Origin of the sequence: Nocardioides sp. YIM 152588 (genome assembly GCF_040191335.1) — a bacterium.
Lineage (GTDB): Bacteria > Actinomycetota > Actinomycetes > Propionibacteriales > Nocardioidaceae > Nocardioides.
Window position 1 is genome coordinate 1 of record NZ_JBEGDJ010000049.1, and the last position, 20,422, is coordinate 20,422.

Annotated in this window: 15 protein-coding genes; 7 read left to right on the forward strand and 8 right to left on the reverse strand. The window is 73.7% G+C overall.

All coding sequences use genetic code 11. The features are described from left to right. Positions 1-206: 206 nt before the first annotated feature. The 6 genes from ABLM29_RS17960 to ABLM29_RS17985 all read left to right on the forward strand — a co-directional run bounded on the left by ABLM29_RS17960 (position 207) and on the right by ABLM29_RS17985 (position 8,734). The gene (locus ABLM29_RS17960; protein WP_349715815.1) at positions 207-1,247 is read left to right on the forward strand and encodes a hypothetical protein; all 1,041 of its coding nucleotides are present in this window, start codon (positions 207-209) and stop codon (positions 1,245-1,247) included. Positions 1,248-1,398: 151 nt separating this feature from the next. Continuing rightward, the gene (locus tag ABLM29_RS17965) at positions 1,399-3,987 is read left to right on the forward strand and encodes a bifunctional FO biosynthesis protein CofGH (RefSeq protein WP_349715817.1); all 2,589 of its coding nucleotides are present in this window, start codon (positions 1,399-1,401) and stop codon (positions 3,985-3,987) included. A 214-nt stretch (positions 3,988-4,201) separates the two neighbouring features. Beyond that, a complete protein-coding gene (locus ABLM29_RS17970; RefSeq protein ID WP_349715818.1) occupies positions 4,202-5,293 on the forward strand; it encodes a sugar ABC transporter substrate-binding protein in 1,092 nt (363 codons plus the stop codon). A 149-nt stretch (positions 5,294-5,442) separates the two neighbouring features. Next, the gene (locus tag ABLM29_RS17975; protein WP_349715819.1) at positions 5,443-6,216 is read left to right on the forward strand and encodes an ATP-binding cassette domain-containing protein; all 774 of its coding nucleotides are present in this window, start codon (positions 5,443-5,445) and stop codon (positions 6,214-6,216) included. Positions 6,217-6,228: 12 nt separating this feature from the next. Then, positions 6,229-7,503, forward strand: coding sequence for a sugar ABC transporter permease (locus ABLM29_RS17980; protein WP_349715821.1), 1,275 nt, complete (start codon positions 6,229-6,231; stop codon positions 7,501-7,503). 7 nt (positions 7,504-7,510) lie between these two features. Continuing rightward, on the forward strand, positions 7,511-8,734 hold the full coding sequence (locus tag ABLM29_RS17985; protein ID WP_349715823.1) for an ROK family transcriptional regulator: 1,224 nt from the start codon (positions 7,511-7,513) through the stop codon (positions 8,732-8,734). 157 nt (positions 8,735-8,891) lie between these two features. On the opposite strand, the gene ABLM29_RS17990 is transcribed toward ABLM29_RS17985, so the two are convergent. The 3 genes from ABLM29_RS17990 to xylB are packed head-to-tail and all read right to left on the reverse strand — an operon-like array spanning position 8,892 to position 12,715. Beyond that, positions 8,892-10,091 (reverse strand): ROK family protein, encoded by a 1,200-nt coding sequence (locus tag ABLM29_RS17990; RefSeq protein WP_349715826.1) that lies wholly within the window; start codon positions 10,089-10,091, stop codon positions 8,892-8,894. A 25-nt stretch (positions 10,092-10,116) separates the two neighbouring features. After that, positions 10,117-11,283, reverse strand: a complete 1,167-nt coding sequence (gene xylA / locus ABLM29_RS17995) for a xylose isomerase (protein WP_349715828.1) — start codon at positions 11,281-11,283, stop codon at positions 10,117-10,119. Positions 11,284-11,329: 46 nt separating this feature from the next. Beyond that, complete coding sequence (xylB, locus tag ABLM29_RS18000) at positions 11,330-12,715, reverse strand: xylulokinase (RefSeq protein ID WP_349715830.1); 1,386 nt, start codon at positions 12,713-12,715, stop codon at positions 11,330-11,332. Positions 12,716-12,925: 210 nt separating this feature from the next. Between xylB and ABLM29_RS18005 the strand changes: the two genes are divergently transcribed. Then, the gene (locus tag ABLM29_RS18005; RefSeq protein ID WP_349715831.1) at positions 12,926-13,069 is read left to right on the forward strand and encodes a GPGG-motif small membrane protein; all 144 of its coding nucleotides are present in this window, start codon (positions 12,926-12,928) and stop codon (positions 13,067-13,069) included. 78 nt (positions 13,070-13,147) lie between these two features. Here ABLM29_RS18005 and ABLM29_RS18010 read toward each other — a convergent pair whose 3' ends face one another. The 5 genes from ABLM29_RS18010 to ABLM29_RS18030 all read right to left on the reverse strand — a co-directional run bounded on the left by ABLM29_RS18010 (position 13,148) and on the right by ABLM29_RS18030 (position 20,419). Beyond that, positions 13,148-14,296 (reverse strand): FAD-dependent oxidoreductase, encoded by a 1,149-nt coding sequence (locus ABLM29_RS18010; protein WP_349715833.1) that lies wholly within the window; start codon positions 14,294-14,296, stop codon positions 13,148-13,150. Positions 14,297-14,301: 5 nt separating this feature from the next. Beyond that, positions 14,302-15,204 carry a DUF1295 domain-containing protein gene (locus ABLM29_RS18015; protein WP_349715834.1) on the reverse strand — a complete coding sequence of 301 codons (903 nt, stop codon included), beginning with the start codon at positions 15,202-15,204 and terminating at the stop codon, positions 14,302-14,304. Continuing rightward, a complete protein-coding gene (locus ABLM29_RS18020; RefSeq protein WP_349715837.1) occupies positions 15,201-16,244 on the reverse strand; it encodes an ECF transporter S component in 1,044 nt (347 codons plus the stop codon). Before ABLM29_RS18020 ends, ABLM29_RS18015 begins: the two co-directional genes overlap by 4 nt. Positions 16,245-16,506: 262 nt before the next feature. Continuing rightward, positions 16,507-18,648, reverse strand: coding sequence for a molybdopterin-dependent oxidoreductase (locus ABLM29_RS18025; protein ID WP_349715841.1), 2,142 nt, complete (start codon positions 18,646-18,648; stop codon positions 16,507-16,509). Between the two features lie 181 nt (positions 18,649-18,829). Beyond that, positions 18,830-20,419 carry a SulP family inorganic anion transporter gene (locus tag ABLM29_RS18030; protein WP_349715842.1) on the reverse strand — a complete coding sequence of 530 codons (1,590 nt, stop codon included), beginning with the start codon at positions 20,417-20,419 and terminating at the stop codon, positions 18,830-18,832. Between the last annotated feature and the right edge of the window lie 3 nt (positions 20,420-20,422).

Below are 20,422 nucleotides of genomic sequence, written 5' to 3' on the forward strand. Positions count from 1 at the left end.
GCCGCGGGCAAGGTCCCGGACGCCGTGCACCGCGCGCGACGGGCACCGGAAGGTCGTCCTGGCGGGCCACTCCACCGGCGGCCTCGTCGTCGCCCTGTGGGCCGACTCCCGGCGGCCGCCCGAGCTCGCCGTACGGCGGGGGGTGGCCGCCGCAGGGCCCGCCGCCGCGCAAGCGCTCTGCCTGGAAGTGGATCGTCGCCGCCGCGGTGGTCCTGGTGCTGGTGGCCGGGCTCGCCGTCTCCGGATTCCTCTACGCGACCGGGCGCCTGGGCATCGGGCCGCTCAGCGCCGCCGACGAGGACGCCGCGGACACGATCGCCATCGAGGCGCCCGCACCCGAGTGGGCCGACGACGCGCAGCGGCAGTGCGCGGCCGACGAGCTCCTCTCCGAGCGCCGCTCCGGTGCGCTCGCCGACTCGGGCCTGATCGAGGAGGACGACTCCGCGGACCGCGGCTGGGCCTACACCGGCCAGTGGGACGACGAGGACGCGACGACGTACCTGACCGCCCTCCTGGACTGCGGCGACGACTGGGCGGCGCAGGTCGGCTCAGCGTGGCAGCTCGACGACACCGGTTGCCTGAGCGACCTGGGCCCGGGCGCGGTCGCCGGCTTCCTGGCCGTCGACACGCTCGGCCTGGACAGCGAGAGCGCCACCGCCACCGCCGGCGACACCGTCGCCGCGCTCGACGAGTGCTACGCCGACGACGTCACCGCCCCGACGGGGACCGCCCGGCCCGCCTACCGCGCCGTGCGCTTCTCCTTCGGCAGCACCGACGTGCCCAACGCCGTCGCCACGGTGACCGTCGACGTCGGCGACCAGAGCCGGACACTGACGGGCGGCACCCTGCGCGCCGACGCCGGCGAGGGCGGCGTCGAGGTCTGCGTGACGGCCCACGTCGACGCCACCTACGCCTGGGGCACGACGCGGTCGGCGGAGCAGGAGTCGTGCGGCACCTCCAAGCCGAAGCGGCTGTACTGGAAGAAGCTGGACTCCTGCGTCGACACCTCCTCGGGCCCCTGCAACTCGTGGGAGCTGTGGTTCGAGGGGTTCGGCTCCTACGACACGGTCAGCGCGACACTGCGCCAGAACGGCGGCGACTGTGCCTCGGCCAGCGGCCAGTGCACGTTCTCGGTCACGGCCAGCTCCACCGGTCGCGGCCAGATCGTGACGTGGTCGGCGCCGCTGAGCTGGGACGAGCTGTTCGACGCGGTGATCGGCAAGCTGCGCGCGGTGCTCGACAACTGAGGCCCCCGGTGGTTGAGGTGCGAGCGAAGCGAGCCTCCGGTGGTTGAGGTGCGAGCGAAGCGAGCCTCGAAACCACCACCACTGCGCCGCCGTACCGCTCTGCGGTGAACATCCGCACCGCCCCGTTCGGCGGGCGGATAGCCTGCCACTGATGAGTGACGTGCCCACCCCCCAGCAGATCCGCCGGGCCCTGGCGCGCGCCGAGCGCGGCGCCGCCCTCGACCTGGACGAGGCGACCGTCCTGCTGGCCGCCACCGGCGACGACCTGGACCGGCTGACCGCCGCGGCGGCGCGGGTGCGCGACGCGGGCCTGGTGGCCGCGGAGCGCCCCGGCGTCGTCACCTACTCCCCCAAGGTCTTCATCCCGGTCACCAAGCTGTGCCGCGACCGGTGCCACTACTGCACGTTCGTGGAGACCCCGGGCCAGCTGACCCGCAAGGGCCACGCGATGTACCTCTCCCCCGACGAGATCCTCGACATCGCCCGCCGGGGCGCCGAGGTCGGCTGCCTGGAGGCGCTGTTCACGCTCGGCGACCGGCCCGAGGACCGCTGGCCCGAGGCGCGGGAGTGGCTGGACGAGCAGGGGTACGACTCGACGCTGGCCTACGTGCGGGCGATGGCGGTGCGGGTGCTGGAGGAGACCGGCCTGCTGCCGCACCTCAACCCCGGTGTCATGTCGTGGGAGGAGCTCAACCGGCTCAAGCCGGTCTCCCCGTCGATGGGGATGATGCTGGAGACCACCTCGCGCCGGCTCTTCGAGACCAAGGGCGAGGCCCACCACGGCTCGCCCGACAAGGACCCCGAGGTCCGGCTGCGGGTGCTGGAGGACGCGGGCCGCCACGGCATCCCGTTCACCACCGGCCTGCTCGTCGGGATCGGCGAGACGCTGGCCGAGCGGGCGGAGACGATCTTCGCGCTGCGCGCCACCTCCCGCGCCTACGGGGCCGTGCAGGAGGTCATCGTCCAGAACTTCCGGGCCAAGCCCGACACGGCGATGCGCCACACCGACGACCTGGGGCTGACCGAGTTCCGGGCCGCGATCGCCGTCACCCGGCTCGTGCTCGGCCCCAAGGCCCGGGTGCAGGCGCCGCCGAACCTGGTCGACAGCGGGGAGGGCTCCACCGAGTGCCGGCTGCTGCTGGAGGCGGGCATCGACGACTGGGGCGGGGTCTCCCCGCTCACCCCGGACCACGTCAACCCCGAGCGCCCGTGGCCCTCCCTGGACCGGCTCCGCGAGATCACCGAGGCCTGCGGCTTCGACCTGCGCGCCCGGCTGACCGTGCACCCGGAGTACGTCCGCGGCACCCTGGAGCGCGGCGAGGCGTGGATCGATCCCCGCGTCTCCGGCCACGTGGCCGCCCTGGCCGGCCCCGACGGACTGGCGCTGCCCGGCGTACTGCCCCGCGGGCTGCCGTGGCAGGAGCCCGACGGCGGCTTCGACACCGGCGTCTCGACCGGCCGCACCGACCTCCACGAGGCCGTCGACACCGAGGGCCGCTCCGCCGACCGCCGCAGCGACTTCGGCTCCGTGTACGGCGACTGGGACGCGGTCCGCGAGCAGGCGGCGCACACGTCGTCGGGGGTAGTCCCTGACGAAAAGCACCGTTCCGGCGGGAATTCTGGTGCTTTTCGTCAGGGACTATCCGCCCTGAGGGCCGCCGAGAAGGACCCGGGCAACCTCTCCGACGAGCACGCGCTCACGCTGATGACCGCGGAGGGCGACCTGCTCCGCGAGGTCACCCGGCTGGCCGACGACCTGCGGCGCGAGACCGTCGGCGACGAGGTCACCTACGTGGTCAACCGGAACATCAACTTCACCAACGTCTGCTACGTCGGCTGCCGGTTCTGCGCGTTCGCCCAGCGCCGCACCGACGCCGACGCCTACTCGCTCTCCTACGACGAGGTCGCCGACCGCGCGCAGGAGGCGTGGGAGCTGGGCGCCACCGAGGTCTGCATGCAGGGCGGCATCGACCCGCAGCTGCCCGCGTCGGCGTACTTCGACCTGGTCGCCGCGGTGAAGCAGCGGGTGCCGGGCATGCACGTGCACGCGTTCTCCCCGATGGAGGTCGTGAACGGCACCGCCCGCACCGGGCTCTCGATCGAGGACTTCCTGATAAAGGCGCGCGAGGCGGGCCTCGGCTCGCTGCCCGGCACCGCCGCGGAGATCCTCGACGACGAGGTCCGCTGGGTGCTGACCAAGGGCAAGCTGCCGGCCAGCACCTGGATCGAGATCGTCTCCACCGCGCACCGGGTCGGCATCCCGACGACCTCGACGATGATGTACGGCCACGTCGACAACCCGCGGCACTGGGTGGGCCACCTCAAGGTGCTCGCCCGCGTCCACGACACCGCGCTGGAGAACGGCGCGGACGGGTTCACCGAGTTCGTGCCGCTCCCGTTCGTGCACACCTCGGCGCCGATCTACCTGGCGGGCGTCGCCCGGCCCGGCCCGACGCTGCGCGACAACCTCGCCGTGCACGCGATGGCCCGGATCCTGCTGCACGGCCGCGTCCCGAACATCCAGACCTCCTGGGTCAAGCTGGGCGTCGAGGGCACCCGCGCGATGCTGCGGGCCGGCGCCAACGACCTCGGCGGCACGTTGATGGAGGAGACCATCTCCCGGATGGCGGGCTCCGAGCACGGCAGCGCCAAGACGGTCGAGGAGCTGGTCGAGATCGGCGCCGGGATCGACCGGCCGGTGCGCGAGCGCACCACGCTGTACGGCGTACCGACCCGCTGATTCTCCGACGGTTCGCCCGGGTGGTCACGACCACCCGGGCGTCCTTCTTTTTGGGGGACTTGAGCGTGAACCGTGACGGTTGTCACGATCCAATCGACCCCGCCCTAGACGTGACGCCGATCACTCTTTATGTTGTGCGAAACAACATATGGCCCGCTGATTAAGGTGCGCGACCCACGCGACGCCCGGGCCGGGGATCGCAAGGAGGCGGTTGATGTTGAAGCGCAGGAACGCTGCGATCGTGGCGGCGGGGCTCGGGCTCGCTCTCTCGCTCACGGCATGCGGCAACGACGATGACTCCGGTTCGGGGAGCAGCAGCGACAGCTCCTCGGCCGGCAAGATCGGTGTGATCCTTCCCGACACCCAGTCCTCGGTGCGCTGGGAGACGGCGGACCGTCCGGCACTCGAGGACGCGTTCGAGGCGGCCGGTGTCGAGTACGACATCCAGAACGCCGAGGGCAACGCCGACACCATGACCCAGATCGCCGACGGCATGATCGCCGACGGCGTCACCGTGCTGGCGATCGTCAACCTGGACTCCGCGTCCGGCGCGGCGATCCAGGAGAAGGCGGCGGCGTCCGGCGTCCAGACCATCGACTACGACCGCCTCACCCTCGGCGGCTCGGCGGCGTACTACATCTCGTTCGACAACACCAAGGTCGGCGAGCTGCAGGGCCAGGGTCTGGCGGACTGCGTCGGCGACGAGAAGGCGAACATCATCTACCTGAACGGTTCGCCCGACGACAACAACGCCACGCTGTTCTCCGCGGGCGCGCACAGCGTGCTCGACGGGATGAGCAACTACACGATCGTCGGCGAGCAGGCCGTCCCCGGTTGGGACAACGACCAGGCGGTGACGATCTTCGACCAGATGTACACCAAGGCCAAGGGTGACGTGCAGGGCGTGCTCGCGGCCAACGACGGCCTCGGCGGCGCCGCGATCTCCGTCCTGGAGAAGAACGGCCAGGCCGGCAAGGTCCCGGTGACGGGTCAGGACGCGACCGTGAGCGGCCTGCAGAACATCCTCGCCGGTACGCAGTGCATGACCGTCTACAAGTCCGCCACGCTCGAGGCGGGTGCGCTGGCCGACGCGGCCATCGCGCTGGCCAACGGCGAGGAGGCCGACACCAACGGCACCACCGAGGACAGCGAGGGCGGCCGAGAGGTCCCCAGCATCCTGCTCGACCCGCAGTCCATCGCCAGCCCGGACGACGTCAAGGCGGTCATCGACGACGGCGGTCAGACCGCCGACGACGTGTGCGCCGGCAAGTACGCGAAGCTCTGCAAGGACGCCGGCATCTCCTGACCGGAGGCACCGACGCCCCACCAGCACCACCAGCACCACAGCACCACCAGCACCACCGGGGGCACCCGGGCCGGACCGGCCCGGGTGCCCCACCCACGATCCACCCGAACCCCCGGCGCGCCCGCCGCGCCGCCCCCTGGAGGCAGGCCATGACCGAACCGCTGCTCGAGCTGCGCGGCATCAACAAGAGCTTCGGTGTCGTGCACGTGCTGCACGACGTCGACTTCGCCGTCTATCCCGGCCAGGTCACCGCGCTCGTCGGCGACAACGGAGCCGGCAAGTCGACGCTGGTGAAGGTGATCGCCGGCATCTACGGACGCGACAGCGGCGACTACCTCTTCGACGGCAAGCCCGTGCACGTGCACGGCCCCCGCGACGTCTCCGCCCTCGGCGTCGAGGTCGTCTACCAGGACCTCGCGCTCTGCGACAACCTCGACATCGTCGAGAACATGTTCCTCGGCCGCGAGCTCAAGGCGGGCCCCGTCCTCGACGAGGTCACCATGGAGTCGAAGGCCCGCGAGACGCTCGCCTCGCTCTCCGTGCGCACCGTGAAGTCCGTCCGCCAGCAGGTGGCCAGCCTCTCCGGCGGTCAGCGCCAGACCGTCGCGATCGCCAAGTCGGTGCTCTGGAACTCCAAGATCGTCATCCTCGACGAGCCCACCGCGGCGCTCGGCGTCGCGCAGACGCGTCAGGTGCTCGACCTCGTCCGGCGCCTGGCCGACCGCGGGCTCGGCGTCGTGCTGATCTCGCACAACATGACCGACGTCTTCGAGGTCGCCGACCGGATCACCGCCCTCTACCTGGGCCGTGTCGCCGCCGACGTACCGGCCTCCGAGGTCTCCCACCGCGAGATCGTCGAGCTGATCACCGCCGGCCACAGCGAGACCCGCGGGCTGACCGACTCCGACACCGCCGCGATCTGACCGGGAGCCGACATGAGCACTGACACCAGCACCCCCAACCCGTCCTACGCCGGCTCCGACTTCTCCGGCGACACCCACCGCGCCGCCACCCTGGCCGAGGCGGGCCGCGACTACGTCAACCGCCTCCGCGGCGGCGACATGGGCTCCCTGCCCGCGGTCCTCGGCCTGCTGACCCTCTTCGTGGTCTTCGGCATCGCCAGCGACACGTTCCTCACCAAGCTCAACATGGCCAACCTGACCCTGCAGGCGGCCTCTATCTGCGTCCTCGCGATGGCGCTCGTCCCGGTCCTGCTGCTCGGCGAGATCGACCTGTCGGCCGGCGTCGCGAGCGGCACCGGCGCCGCCGTCACCGCGCTGGCGATCCTCGACCACGGCCAGTCCTGGCCGGTCGCCGTCCTGGCGGGCATCATCGCCGGCGCGATCATCGGGTTCCTGATCGGCACCCTGGTCGCCCGCCTCGGGATCCCATCGTTCGTCGTCACGCTGTCGTTCTTCCTCGCGCTCCAAGGCGTGATGCTGTGGCTGATCGGCCAGGGCGGCGCGCTCCGCTTCAACCAGGAGGTCCTCCGCGGCCTGGCGATCAAGAACGTGCCGCCGACCGTCGGCTGGATCAGCGCCGTGGTCCTCTTCGCCGCGTACGCCGCCTTCGCGCTGCTGAAGTACCGCCGGCAGGTCGCCCGCGACCTGGCCCGGCCGCCGATGAGCCTCGTCGCGATCCGGATCGTCGCCTTCGGGGTGATCGTCCTCGGCCTCACCTGGTACTTCAACGGCAACCGCAGCGTGAACCCGAACTTCCCGATCGAGGGCATCCCCTACATGATCCCGGTCGTCATCGTGATCCTGCTGCTGATGACCTTCCTGCTCGGCCGGACCACCTTCGGACGCCACCTGTACGCCGTCGGCGGCAACGCCGAGGCCGCCCGCCGGGCCGGCATCAACGTCGTCTTCATGCGGACCATGGCGTTCGTCCTCTGCTCCTCGCTGGCCGCGGTCGCGGGCATCCTGCAGGCCTCGTACTCGGGCAGCGTCTCCCCCGCCTCCGGTGGCGGCAACGTGCTGCTGTACGCCGTGGGCGCGGCGGTGATCGGCGGCACCAGCCTCTTCGGTGGCCGGGGCAAGGCGATCAACGGCGTCATCGGCGGCCTGGTGCTGGCCACCGTCGACAACGGCCTGCCGCTGCTGATCGACAAGAGCTACGCCAACTTCCTGGTCACCGGCGGCGTGCTGCTGCTGGCGGCGAGCGTCGACGCCATCACGCGCCGTCGGCGGTCGGCGAGCGGCGTGTAACGCAGCCATGAGCGCCAACACGCGTGGCGCCGGCACCAACCAGGAGGGGGTGCGGCGCCACAATCTCGGGACCCTGCTCCGGCACGTGCACCGCACCGGGGAGATCTCGCGCGCCGAGCTGACCACGCAGATGGGGCTGAACCGGAGCACCATCGCCGCGCTCGTCGCCGAGCTGGAGAGCCGCGGGCTCCTCGAGCAGGGGACGTCCTCGACCGGGCGCCGCTCGGCCGGGCGCCCCTCCCCCTCGGTCCGCCTCGCCGGCACCGGGCCGTACGTGGTGGCGGTCGACCTCGGTGTCGACCGCGCCGTGGCGGCCCGGGTCGGCCTCGGCGGGCAGGTCTTCGAGCGCGCCGAGGCGACCATCGCGCCCGGCGCCGAGGCGTGGCAGGTCGGCGCGGCCGTGGCCGGGCTGATCCGGCACGTGGTCGCCGTGGCCGACCGGAGCACCTCGCTGCTCGGCATCGGCGTCAGCGTGCCCGGCATGATCCGGCGCAGCGACGGCCTGATCCGGCAGGCACCCAACCTCGGCTGGCAGGACGTCTCGTTCGGGTCGATCCTGCTCGCCGCGCTCGGCCTCGACGTGCCGGTGACGCTCGGCAACGACGGCGACCTCGGCGCCTTCGCCGAGCACCGGCGCGGCGTCGGCATCGGCGTGGACGACCTGGTCTACATCTCCGGCAACGTCGGCGTCGGCTCCGGCGTGATCGCCGGCGGCATGCGGATCCAGGGTGCCGGCGGGTACGCCGGCGAGATCGGCCACCTCAGCTTCGACCCGGCCGGCGCCCCGTGCCACTGCGGCAGCCGCGGCTGCTGGGAGACCGTGGTCGGCGCGCACGCCATCGCCGAGGCCATCGGCTGCCCCGCGGAGCAGGTGGTGCGGCTCGGGGAGGTGCTCGACGGCTACGCCACGCCTCCCCGCGCGCTGCGCCCGATCGCGGCCAACCTCGGCCGCGGGCTGGCGGCGGTGGCCAACGCGTTCAACCCCTCGATGCTGATCCTCGGCGGCTACTTCCGCCCGCTGCACCGCCTGCTGCGGGCGGAGATCACCGCGGGCCTGGCCGAGCGGGCCCTGGGCCCGGCCAAGGAGGCGCTGCGGATCACCTCCCCCGGCCTGGGCGGCGACTCGGTGCTCCTGGGCGCCGCCGAGATCGCCCTCGAGCCGGTGCTCACCGATCCGATCGGCAGCCTCGCCGCCGGCGTGCAGGACGCGCACGCGCGCCTCGCCGGCTGACACCCTCCGCGCGAGTTGGGGGAAACCGACCGTCGAGTCGGGACTTTGCGACACGACGCGTGTCGCTCATCCCCGACTCGGCGGTCGGTTTCGCCCGACTCGGCGGTCGGTTTCCCCCAACTCGGCGGTCGGTTTCCCCCAACTCGGCGATCGGGTGTCAAGGGAGGTCGACGAGGCCGTCGAGGATGCCGGCGACGGCGCGCTCCGCGGCGCCGAGGGCGGCGGCCTCGGTCCCCAGCGTGCCGACGCGGAGCTCGGGGGCGACCTGGACCGGGGCGGCGAAGGCGTCGGCCAGGATCGCGCGGGCCGGGGCGAGGACGAGGTCGCCCAGCGGGGCGAAGTAGCCGCCGAGGACGACGACGGACGGGTCGAGGACGCCGCAGGCGACGGCCAGGCCGCGGCCCAGCCACTCCCCCGAGGCGACGACGCCGGCGCGGACCGCGTCGTCGGTGCGCGCGGCCTCCGCGATCGCCGCGGCGGTCGCGGCGGGGGTCTCCAGCTCGGCCATGCCGACCCGGTCCAGCAGCGCGTGCAGGCCGACCGACGCCTCCCAGCAGCCGCGGCGACCGCAGCCGCACGCGGCCCCGGGCTCGCCGAGCGGCAGGTGGCCGACCTCGCCGGCGAAGCCCCGCGAGCCGCGGACGAGCCGGCCTGCCTCGACCAGCCCGGCGCCGATGCCGACGGCGCCGGTCAGGTACAGCAGGTGGTCGGTGCCGCGCCCCGCGCCCCGGTGCAGCTCGGCCAGCGCGCCGCAGTCGGCGTCGTTGCTGACCCGCACGCGGCCCCGCCAGCCGAAGGCGGCGTCGACGCCGTCCGCGATCGCGGTGCCGGTCAGGTGCAGGTTCGGGGTCCAGGCGATGGTGCGGTCGTCGGGCTCGATCAGGCCCGGCACGGCGACGGTGGCGCCCACCGGGCGCAGGCCCTCGGCGCCGAGCAGTGCGGCGACCTCGGCGGCCAGGCCGCACAGCGCGTCCGCCACGCCGGCGGGGTCGGCGAGGTCGGCCACCGGCCGGGTACGCCGCAGCCGCACCGCGCCGGCCAGGTCGACGGCCACCGCGGCGACGTACTCGACGTTCGCCTCGAACCCGACGCCGACCGGGCGGCCGCCCTCCAGGGTCACCCGGACGGCGGGCCGCCCGCGGTCGCCGCTGCGGATCTGCTCGAGCTCGCGGAGCACGCCGGACTCCTCGAGCCCGCCGACGATGGTGCCGACGGTGGCCTTGGCCAGCCCGGTCCGGGCGGCCAGCTCGGCACGGCTGGCCGGCCCGTCGGCGCGCAGCGAGCGCAGCACCGACGCGGCGTTGCGCCGGCGCAGGAGCTCCGCGCCGGCGCCGCCGGTCGTCCGTGCCTCGTCCACTGGCTCCCCCGCGGGTGGTCCGGCGTCAGCGCACGCCGTAGAGGTGCTCGAGCGCGAGCTGGTCGAGCTTCTCGACCGCGGCACCCTGGGCGCCCAGGACCTCGGGGTCGGGCAGCTCCCACTCGAGCAGCTGCTCCCAGCCCTCGCCCTCGCCCAGGGTCGGCTGGGCGAGCTCGGGGAGCTTGGCGGCCTCGAGCGCGGCCTGGACCTCGGGGTCGGCGCGGAACGCCTTCACCTTCTCGCGCAGGATGAGGTAGTTGCGGATGTTCGCCTCGGCGGTCACCCAGACGCCGTCCTCGTCCTCGATGCGCGAGGGCTTGTAGTCGAAGTGGACCGGGCCGTCGTAGCCGCCGGCGAGCAGGGTGTCGACCACCCAGAACGCGCCGCGCACGTTGCCGGCGCCGAAGCGCAGGTCCTGGTCGTACTTCGGGCCGTTCTGGCCGTTGAGGTCGATGTGGTAGAGCTTGCCCGACCACAGCGCCTGGGCGTACCCGGCGGCCGCGTTGAGGCCGGCCATCTCCTCGTGGCCGATCTCCGGGTTCACGCCGACCAGCTCGGGGCGCTCGAGCTCGTTGATGAAGGCGAGCGCGTGGCCGACGGTCGGCAGCAGGATGTCGCCGCGGGGCTCGTTGGGCTTGGGCTCGATCGCGAACTTGAGGTCGTAGCCCTGGTCGACGACGTACTGGCCGAGGATGTCGAAGGCCTCCTTCATCCGGTCCAGCGCGACCCGGGTGTCCTGCGAGGCGCCGAACTCGGCGCCCTCGCGGCCGCCCCAGGCGACGTACACCTTGGCGCCGAGCTCGGCGGCGAGGTCGACGTTGCGCATCACCTTGCGGATCGCGTAGCGGCGGATGTCGCGGTCGTTGTTGCTGAACGCGCCGGCCTTGAAGATCGGCTGGCCGAAGAGGTTCGTGGTCGCGGTGGTGACGACCAGGCCCGTGTCGGCCAGCCCCTTCTTGAACCGCTCGATGATCGCGTCGCGGGTGGCGTCGTCGCTGCCGAACGGGATCACGTCGTCGTCGTGGAAGTTCACGCCGTAGGCGCCGATCTCGGCCAGCTTCTCCAGCGCGTGGACGGTGTCCATCGGGGGACGGGTGGCGACGCCGAACGGGTCGACGCCCTGCCAGCCGACGGTCCACAGACCGAAGGAGAACTTGTCCTCGGGGGTGGGGGCGGGGATCGAGATGGTCATGGGAGGTCTCACTTCCTTGTGGGGGTGGGCGGAACGAGTCGGGGGGTCAGGGCAGGGCGGGCGCGGCGTCGCGCAGCGCCGCATAGGCGTCGCGTACGCCGGGGGTCGGAGCCGCCTCGAGCACCGTCGTGCCGGAGGCGGCCCAGGTGGGCGCCTCGGCGGCGCCGGAGAGCGCCCAGGCGGCCTGGCGGGCGGCGCCGAGGGCGACGTACTCGCCCTCGGGCGGGAGCAGGACGGGGCGTCCGAGGATGGCGGGCGCCAGCGCGCGCACCGCGGGGCTCCTGGTGGCGCCGCCGACCATCATCAGCCGCCGCGGCTCCTCGCCCGTGTGGGCGACCAGGGCGTCGACGGCGTCGGCCAGCGAGCAGAGCAGCGCCTCGACCGCGGCCCGGGCCAGGTCGGCGCGGGTGGTCCGGGGGCTCAGCCCGCTCCAGGTGCCGGTCGCGTCGGGGCGGTTGGGGGTGCGCTCGCCGCCGTAGTACGGCAGCACGCTGACCCCGCCCGCGCCGGGCGTCGAGGCCAGCGCGAGCTCGGCGAGCCCGGCGTGGTCGACGCCGAGCAGCCGCGCCTGCAGGTCGAGGATGCCGGCGGCGTTCATCGTGGTCACCATCGGCAGGAAGTTGCCGGTGGCGTCGGCGAAGCCGGTCACGGTGCCGGTGCCGTCGGCGATCGGCGCGGTGCTGATCGCGGAGGCCACACCCGAGGTGCCGATCGAGACCAGCACGTCGCCGGGGGCGAGCGCCATCCCGAGCGCGGCGGCCATGTTGTCGCCGGTGCCGGCGGCCACGACCTGGCCGCGCGGGGTGTGGGCGGCGACGGCGCCGGGGGCGAGCACCGTGGGCAGCGCCGGGAGGTGGCCCAGCGCGGCCTCGGCGAGGTCGGCGCGCCACCCGCCGCCCGCGGTGTCGAAGTAGCCCGTGCCCGAGGCGTCGCCGCGGTCGGTGAAGGCCGGGGCGTCGGGGGTGCAGGCGTAGCGGGAGACGTAGTCATGGGGCAGCAGGACGGACGCGACGCGGGCCGCGTGCTGCGGCTCGTGGTCGCGCAGCCAGCGCAGCTTGGAGGCGGTGAACGAGGCGACCATGACGCTGCCGATCGCGTCGGCGCACGCCTGCTGGCCGCCCATCTCCTCGATCAGGTCGCGGGCCGCGCCGGCGCTGCGGGTGTCGTTCCACAGCAGCGCCTCGCGGACCGGCTCCCCCTTGTCGTCCAGGGCCACCATGCCGTGCTGCTGGCCACCGACGGCCAGCGCGTCGGCGCGCTCGAGGAGGCCGCCGGTGGCCTCGTCGAAGGCGGCCAGCCACGCGCGGGGGTCGACCTCCGTGCCGGGCGGGTGGGGGGCGGTGCGCTGGTCGAGGACGGTGCCGTCGTCGCCGTCGACGAGGACCGCCTTCGTGGACTGCGTCGAGGAGTCGACGCCGAGGACAAGGGCCATGACGACTATTTAATACGACACTTGAACTAAGTCAAGATCGGCCGCCTCGCGACCGCTCCGACGGCACGGTGGTGGCGGCGTCAACAAATTCCAGGCATGACCGGGTGCACACCTGGGTAGGTGGTCCGTGCACCCCGCAGCGCGATCCGCTGCGGGCGCAAACCAACGGCGAGCCCCCCACCGGGGCTCCGACATAGAGGAGTGGAAGCAATGGCGTTCATCTTGTGGCTGATCGCGGTGGTCCTGGTCGTGGCCGGCATCATCCGGCTCGTCCAGCGCGACATCCTGTGGGGCATCGTCCTGATCGTCGTCGGCCTGCTGATCGGCCCCGGCGGTGTCAGCATCTTCGGATAGCCCGCTCCGCCCCGTACGACGGCGACCGCCCACCCGGGCGGTCGCCGTCGGCGCTTCCTCAGCTCGGTGGATCCGGGCTCAGCCGTCCCGGATCCCCCGGTAGATCCCGCGGCGCACCACCCAGGGCCGCAACCCCTGGTCCACCACGAACCGGCCGAGCCGGAACGGCCGCCCCGACGGCGCGTAGACGCGCAGCCCGTCCGGCTGGTAGCCGAGCACCGAGCCCCAGCGGTGCCGCGGCGCGCGGAACTCGGCCAGCTCCGCGCCCGCCAGCAGGGCGTGGACGTTGCGGGCCACCAGCCGGTCGGCCCGGTTGCGCGCCGAGGAACGCAGCGGGTCGGTGGCGGCGACGTCCCCGACGGCGAAGATGCGCGGGTCCGCCGTCTGCAGGGTCGGCCCGACCCGCACGAAACCGTCGTCGTCGAGCAGCTCGCGCGGCAGCCAGCCGCTGTTCGGCCGGACCCGCCCGATCGCCCAGAGCACCGCGTCCGCCCCGACCGGGTCCTGGCCGGTGCTGAACTCGACCGGGCCGACGGTGATCCGGTCCGCCCCCGTCGCCGGTACGACGGCGCGGTGGCCCGGGTGCAGGCCGACCCCCCGTTCGCGGAGCAGCCGGGAGACGTCCGCCCACACGCGCCCGTGGTGCGAGGGCAGCGCGCGCTCGCCCGGGTAGTACAGGTCCACCCGCTTGCCGGGCCACCGGGCGGCCAGGTTGTAGGCGCTGCCGACCGCCGCCGCTCCCCCGCCGACGACGGCGACCGCGCCCGCGGCGGCGAGTTCGCTGTGCGCCCGCTCCAGGTCCGCGGCCACGTCGTCGGCGGACTGCAGGACCGGCCGGCGCCAGAACCCGTTGCTCACCCCGGTGCTCACCACCAGCGCGTCGTAGGGCTCGGCGCGTTCGCGGCCGTCGGCCCCGGTCAGGTGCACCAGCCGCCGGCGGCGGTCCAGGCCGGTCACCTCTCCGTGCACCGCGCGCACCCGGTCGAGGCGCCGGAACCGGCCGAACTCGACCCAGTAGTCGCGGGCCCACTCCTCGGGACGGGCCAGCCGCAGCCCCAGCTCCTGGCCGCTGACCAGCGCCGGCGCCGTCGAGATGCCGACCACGTCGACGCGTCGCGAGAGGTGGATCGCGGTCAGCACGCCGGTGTCCCCCAGGCCCGCGACCACCACCCGGGGTCGCGCCCGGCCGACCTCCCGGCCGGGCTCCCGCCCACGACCGCCGGCCACGGCGCTCAGCCCCGCACCGCGGGTCGCTGCGGCCGCTGCCACCGGGGCGGCCGGGGCACCAGCCGGGGCACCCGGGCCACCACGTCGGCGTACCCGGGACGGCGCTCGAGGCTGCGCTGCTCCATCATCGGGATGCTGGCGCCGAGGAAGAGCGCGACCATCGCCGCGGCGCCGGGCAGGCACCACCACCAGTCGGCGGGCGAGGCCGCGATCCCGAACAGCGCGAGCGCGCACCAGAAGCTGATCTCGCCGAAGTAGTTCGGGTGCCGCGACCAGCCCCACAGCCCGCGGTCCATCACCTCGCCGGGCCGCCGGTCCCGGGCGAACCGACGCATCTGGCCGTCGGCGACCAGCTCCAGCAGCACCGCGCCGATCCCGACGACGAACGCCAGCACGTCGAGCCAGCCCACCGGACGGCCCGGGCGCGTCACCGCGACGTAGACGGGCAGCAGGCCGAGGAAGACCTGCAGGGTGGGGATGACGTGGATCGCCATCAGGTCCACGGCCAGCTCGTGGCGACCCGCGCGCTCGCGCAGCAGCGGGTAGCGCCAGTCCTCGTGGTGCAGGCCCGGGAAGGAGATCGCCCAGTTCGCGGTGAGCCGCACCGCCCACACGGCGATCACCACCAGCACCAGCGCGGTGCGGGTGCCGTCGCCCCCGGGGTCGGCGGCCAGCGCCCAGTAGCCGGCGAGGAACGGCGGCAGCACGCTCCAGTAGGGGTCGTAGCAGCTGGAGTTGTGGTGCAGCCGACTGGCCGCGAAGACCACCAGGGTCGCGATCAGGTCCGCGATCAGCCCGTCGAGCCAGAGCCACCGGGTGTCGGGGCCCGCCACGAGCCAGAGCGTCGCGCCCCCGAACGCCACCAGGTAGGCCACGACCACCCGGGCGAAGGACGCGCCGCGGCTCATCGGTCCGCCTCCGCCCCGCCCGGCGCCCCGCGGTCGACCGGGATCGGGCCGACCATCGCCTCGGCCGCCCCGAGCGCCACGAAGCCGCTCAGCACCTTGTCGATCAACGAGGCGAGCAGGTTGGCACCGAAGACGGAGACCAGCAGCCCCACGTGCAGGCCGAGGAAGGTGTCGGTCATCCGGTCCGAGCCGTGCTGTGTGTGGCCGTGGAAGCCGTAGACGAGGATCGGGGTGGCCAGCACGGTGCAGACCACGGCGACGCCGACGCAGAGCAGCAGGAAGCGCGGCACCGACCGGTGCAGCCCGTAGCGCCGGACGCCGTAGCCCCACAGCAGCGCGCCGGCCACGTTGCACACCGCGAACGGCAGGGACGTCGGCGCGATCAGCGCCCCGCGGACCAGGTTCGTCGCCGCGCCGACGCCGGCACCCCACCAGGGCCCGAGCGCGATCGCCACGAACGCGGTCCCGGCCATGTCGAGGTAGAGGGGGACGTCGAGGAAGTCGGCCAGCAGCCGCCCGAGCAGGTTGACCGCGATCGCGCCGGCGAGCACCGCCACGACCACCCGGGCCGGCAGGCGCCGCACCGCGACCGCCGTGCCCGGGGCCACCTCCTCCGGACCGGCGACGGGCGCCGGCGGCTCCGGTACGTCGGCACCGAGCCCCGCGGCCGGGTCGACGGTCCCGGCGGCCGGCACCTCCACGGTCGGGGACGCCGCGGCGGCGGCGCCGCCCGCGGCGGCCACGCACCTCGCCTGCCAGGCGGCCACCGTCTCGTCGTCGCCCCCCAGCGCGCGCACGATCTCGCCGACCAGCGCCGGGTCGACCCGGCGGCGGCCGGTCCGGAAGGCGTCGTACACGGTCGTGCGGCCCGGCACCCCGAACGCGTTCGTGCCGCCCGCACCCCGTCGGTGCTCGCCGATCGTGCGCACGATCTCGGCGTACGACGGATTCCCCGCCGCCGCCCGCATCTGCTGCAGCCCGACCGCGATGTCGTCGAACTTCCCCGCCGAACGCCGCCCCCATGGCTCGGTCTCCCCCACCGCGATGTCCCCCCTCGACTCCTCGGAATGAGCCGGACGGTACCGATAGGAAGAACGCTGTTCGGGATTGTTCGGATTCCTGCGGTTCGGTGGACGAACCGACCTCGTCGGGCCACGCTCGATCCCGAGCGGCACCGGGGACAGCGGCGCTCTCCGGCACTGGGGGGCCGGGGAGCGCCGCGCTACCGGGCGCGGATCCCTCTCGCGCGGGCGACCGTCGATCCGGGCGATGCGGTTGTCCACTGCGGGCGGTCTGCGCCGCTCAGGCAGGCACCACGGTCACGGGGATGCCGTTGACCACGGCCGTCCCGGTCGGGGCATCCCGCACCGACACGTCGCCGAGCCGGTTGGAGTTCACCCCGGGGTCCTTCGTCGCGACGCTCCCCCGGACGCCCTCGTGCCCCCACCCGTGCGGCAGGCTGACCACGCCGGACCGGATGGTGTCGGTGACCTCGACGGGCACCTCGAGGCTGCCCGCGGCCGACGCGACGGCGGCCCGGCCGCCGTCGACCAGGCTCAGCCGGGAGGCGTCGTCGGGGTGGACGTGCAGGGTGCAGGTGTTGGTGCCGCCGGTCAGCGTCGCGACGTTGTGCATCCACGAGTTGTTCGACCGCAGGTGGCGGCGCCCGATCAGCACCAGGCCGTCGGCGTCGAGCTCCTCCGCGGCGGCCGCCTCGAGGCGCGGCACGTCGGCGAGGATCGCCGCGGGCGCGAGGTCGACCAGGCCGCTGGCGGTGGAGAGCACGCCCGGCAGCCGCGGGCGCAGCGGCCCGAGGTCGATCCCGTGCGGCGCGGCGGCGACGTCGGCGAAGGTCAGGTCGTAGGGGCCGGCCCGGAACAGGATGTCGAGCAGCCGCTCGGGTCCGTGCAGGCCGGGCGCGGGCTCGGCGCCGTTGAGCTGGGCCAGCCCCGCCGCGAGGGCGTCGTCGAGCTGCTCGACGGGCACGTCGGCCCCGGCCCCCGACGCGATCGCCGCCAGCCGCACCATCGCGTGCCAGTCCGGCGGCACGTCGGTCCCGAAGACGGGCTCGGACCAGCGCGCGATGTTGCGCACCGAGTACTGGTACAGGAGCAGGTCGTAGTGGGCCCGCTCCAGCTGGGTCGGGCCGGGCAGGATCACGTCGGCGTGCCGGGTGGTCTCGTTGACGTAGACGTCCAGGCTGACCATGAAGTCCAGGCCGGCGAGCGCCTCGTCGAGCGTGTCGGAGCCGGGCACGCTGGCCACCGGGTTGCCGCAGACCGTCACCAGGGCGCGCACCTGCCCCTCGCCCGGCGTGGTCATCTCCTCGGCCAGCACCACCGCCGGCAGCTCGCCCATCACCTCGGGCAGGCCCGAGACGCGGCTGTGCCACCGGCCGTGGCGGAACGGCCGGCGCGGCCCCGGACGGGTGTTCGGCTGCCCGGCCGCCGCCATCGGGAACATCGCGCCGCCGGGGCTGTCCAGGTGGCCGGTCAGCACGTTGATGACGTCGATCAGCCAGCTGCTGATGGTGCCGAACGCGCTCGTCGTGGTGCCCATCCGGCCGTACACGACCGCCCGCTCGGTGCCGGCCACCTCCCGGGCCAGGCGCCGGATCGTCTCGGCGTCGACGCCGGTCCGCGCGGCCACGGACTCGGCCGGGTAGTCGGCGGCGATCCGGCGTACCTCCTCCACACCCTGGACCAGGCCCTCGGCGGCGCCGAGGGTCACCAGGTCCTCCGCGAAGAGGGTCTCGACCATCGCCAGGAGCAGGAAGGCGTCGGTGCCGGGCCGGATGAACAGGTGCTCGGTGGCGGCCTCCGCGGTGCGGGTGCGGCGCGGGTCGACGACGACGACCTTCCCGCGCTTCGCGATCGCCCGGATCCGGCCGCGCATGTCCGGCGCGGTCATCATGCTGCCGTTGGAGACCAGGGGGTTGCCGCCGAGGACCAGCAGGTAGTCGGTGCGGTCCAGGTCCGGCACCGGGATGCTGGCCACGTCGCCGAAGAGGTAGCCGGCCACGAACATCCGCGGCACCTGGTCGACGGTGCCGGCGCTGAAGACGTTGCGGGAGCCGAGCGCCTTGATCAGCGGTCGCAGGTAGAGGGCGCCGGCGAGCGTGTGGGCGGTGGGGTTGCCGAAGTACGCCGCCACCGCGTCCCGCCCGTGCTCGGCCAGGATCGGCGGGAGGCGGCGCTCGATCTCGGCGTACGCCTCCGCCCAGCTCACCTCGACGAACTCCCCGTCGCGCTTGACCAGGGGCGCCCGGAGCCGGTCGGGGTCCTCGTGGAGCTCCCCGATGGAGGCGCCCTTGGGGCACAGGTAGCCCTTGCTGAAGACGTCGTCGCGGTCGCCGCGGACCTTGATCCCCTCCGCGGTCGGGGTGACGAGCAGCCCGCAGGTGGCCTCGCACAGCGGACAGGTGACCGGTACGGGAGTCGTCATCGCTCAGTCCTCGGGGTCGCGCACGGCCGCCGCCGTCGGGCGGCCCTTCCTGTGACTTCTAGCACAGGGCGCCGACGGTCGGGGCGCGGATGCCGACCAGAACCGGTTGTGCCGGGCGCACAGCCGGCCGCGGCTGTCCCAGGTGCCGCGGCCGGCCGTGCCGTCATGACGAGCCCCGTCGTCAGTGCTCGACCAGGTCCCCGTCGTCCACCACGACAGGCGTGCGCGCCCCCGGGAGGAACCAGTACGCGGCGCAGACGGCAGCGAAGAAGAGGTAGCCCAGCGCCACCTCCGGCGCGGCCGCCCACTCGACCTCCGGCGCGTGGATCAGCCCGATGAACGAGAGAGCCGCGGCGACCACCGCGCCGGCCGCCGCGTAGTGGAACTTCTTCTCCAGCAGGAAGGTGACGATCGTGCCCAGGATCAGGCCGACCAGCACCGCGCCCTCACCGAGGGTCTTGAGCCCGCCGTAGACCACCCCGGCGCCGTCGAGCGCGTCGAGGCCGACCTCGGTCGCCGTCGTACCGGCCGCGGCCAGGGCGTTGTCGATCTGGCCGGTGCCCCACTGGGCGAGGTTCGGCAGGATCGCCGCGACCACCGCGACCGCGTGCAGGCGGGGCACCGCCTGGAACGCCTGGGCCCCGATCAGCAGCCCGATGTAGAGCAGGATCGGGACGATCGCCGGCACCGGCAGCAGGGCCGCCAGCACGCCGAACAGGCCGGCGAAGCAGAGCACCCCGATCGCGGCACCGCTGGCCAGCGAGTAGTTCGCCCGGCCGCCCGCGTCCTTCCAGCCCGGGTGGCCGATGTAGACGGCCGGCGGGAACGGGGAGCCGAACGCGGAGCCCACCACCGCGCCGGCGCCGTCCGCGAGCAGGACGCTGCGCAGGTTGTAGCTGTCGCCGGCCGCCGCCGCGCTCTCGACGTTGCTCATCGCCTCGGTGAAGTTGTAGACGCCGAGCGGGATCGCGGTGCCCAGCAGCGGCGCCAGGTCCGAGAGGCCGTTGAACAGGAGGTCGAAGCGCTGGTCGGGGATCCCGATCGCGATGTTCTCCACCGCGGCGCTGACGTCCGGGGCGGACATGTAGCCGCCGATCCAGCCGATCGCGGTGCCGATCAGCAACGCCGCGAGGCCCACCGGGATGTTGAACGGCAGCCGCATGTCGGTGAAGAAGCCGACGAGGATGATCGCCAGCACGGGCAGCCCGATCCACGCGACCTCCCACATCTGCGCGGCGGGCCGCATCGAGATGAAGGTGATCGAGATGCCGGCCAGGGTGCCGAGCATCGCCGCGCGCGGCGTCAGCCTGCGGATGTAGGGGCCGACGAAGGCGCCGATCATCACGATGACGCCGATCAGGAAGGCCCAGGCCAGCCCGGACTCCCAGGCCCGGATCGGATCACCCGTCCCGAGGTAGACCGGCAGCATCACGACGAAGATGACGATGAACATGTGCGGCACGCTGGGCCCGTAGGGCAGCGCGGTGACGTCGTCGCGGTTCTCCCGGCGGGCCAGCCGCCGCGCCAGGAACGTGTAGTACAGGTTGCCCAGCACGAGCGCGACGCCCAGGGCCGGCAGCACGGTGCCGAGGACGATGTCGGAGGGGACCTGGACCACGCCGATGGTCAGCGCGGTCAGCGTCAGCACGTTGACGAGGATGTTGAAGCCCAGCCCGAAGAAGGCGTTGGTGTCGCCCGGGGTCCACCAGGGCAGCGCGAGCTTCGGGGTCGGGGCGGCCGCGTCGGTCTGCGGCCCGGTGTCGGTGGTCATGGT

Coding starts and splice junctions, on each gene's coding strand:
- ABLM29_RS17965 (WP_349715817.1), top strand. CDS start 1,399: ATGAGTGACGTGCCCACCCCCCAGCAGATCCGCCGGGCCCTGGCGCGC.
- ABLM29_RS17970 (WP_349715818.1), top strand. CDS start 4,202: ATGTTGAAGCGCAGGAACGCTGCGATCGTGGCGGCGGGGCTCGGGCTC.
- ABLM29_RS17975 (WP_349715819.1), top strand. CDS start 5,443: ATGACCGAACCGCTGCTCGAGCTGCGCGGCATCAACAAGAGCTTCGGT.
- ABLM29_RS17980 (WP_349715821.1), top strand. CDS start 6,229: ATGAGCACTGACACCAGCACCCCCAACCCGTCCTACGCCGGCTCCGAC.
- ABLM29_RS17985 (WP_349715823.1), top strand. CDS start 7,511: ATGAGCGCCAACACGCGTGGCGCCGGCACCAACCAGGAGGGGGTGCGG.
- xylA (WP_349715828.1), bottom strand. CDS start 11,283: ATGACCATCTCGATCCCCGCCCCCACCCCCGAGGACAAGTTCTCCTTC.
- xylB (WP_349715830.1), bottom strand. CDS start 12,715: ATGGCCCTTGTCCTCGGCGTCGACTCCTCGACGCAGTCCACGAAGGCG.
- ABLM29_RS18005 (WP_349715831.1), top strand. CDS start 12,926: ATGGCGTTCATCTTGTGGCTGATCGCGGTGGTCCTGGTCGTGGCCGGC.
- ABLM29_RS18015 (WP_349715834.1), bottom strand. CDS start 15,204: ATGAGCCGCGGCGCGTCCTTCGCCCGGGTGGTCGTGGCCTACCTGGTG.
- ABLM29_RS18025 (WP_349715841.1), bottom strand. CDS start 18,648: ATGACGACTCCCGTACCGGTCACCTGTCCGCTGTGCGAGGCCACCTGC.
- ABLM29_RS18030 (WP_349715842.1), bottom strand. CDS start 20,419: ATGACCACCGACACCGGGCCGCAGACCGACGCGGCCGCCCCGACCCCG.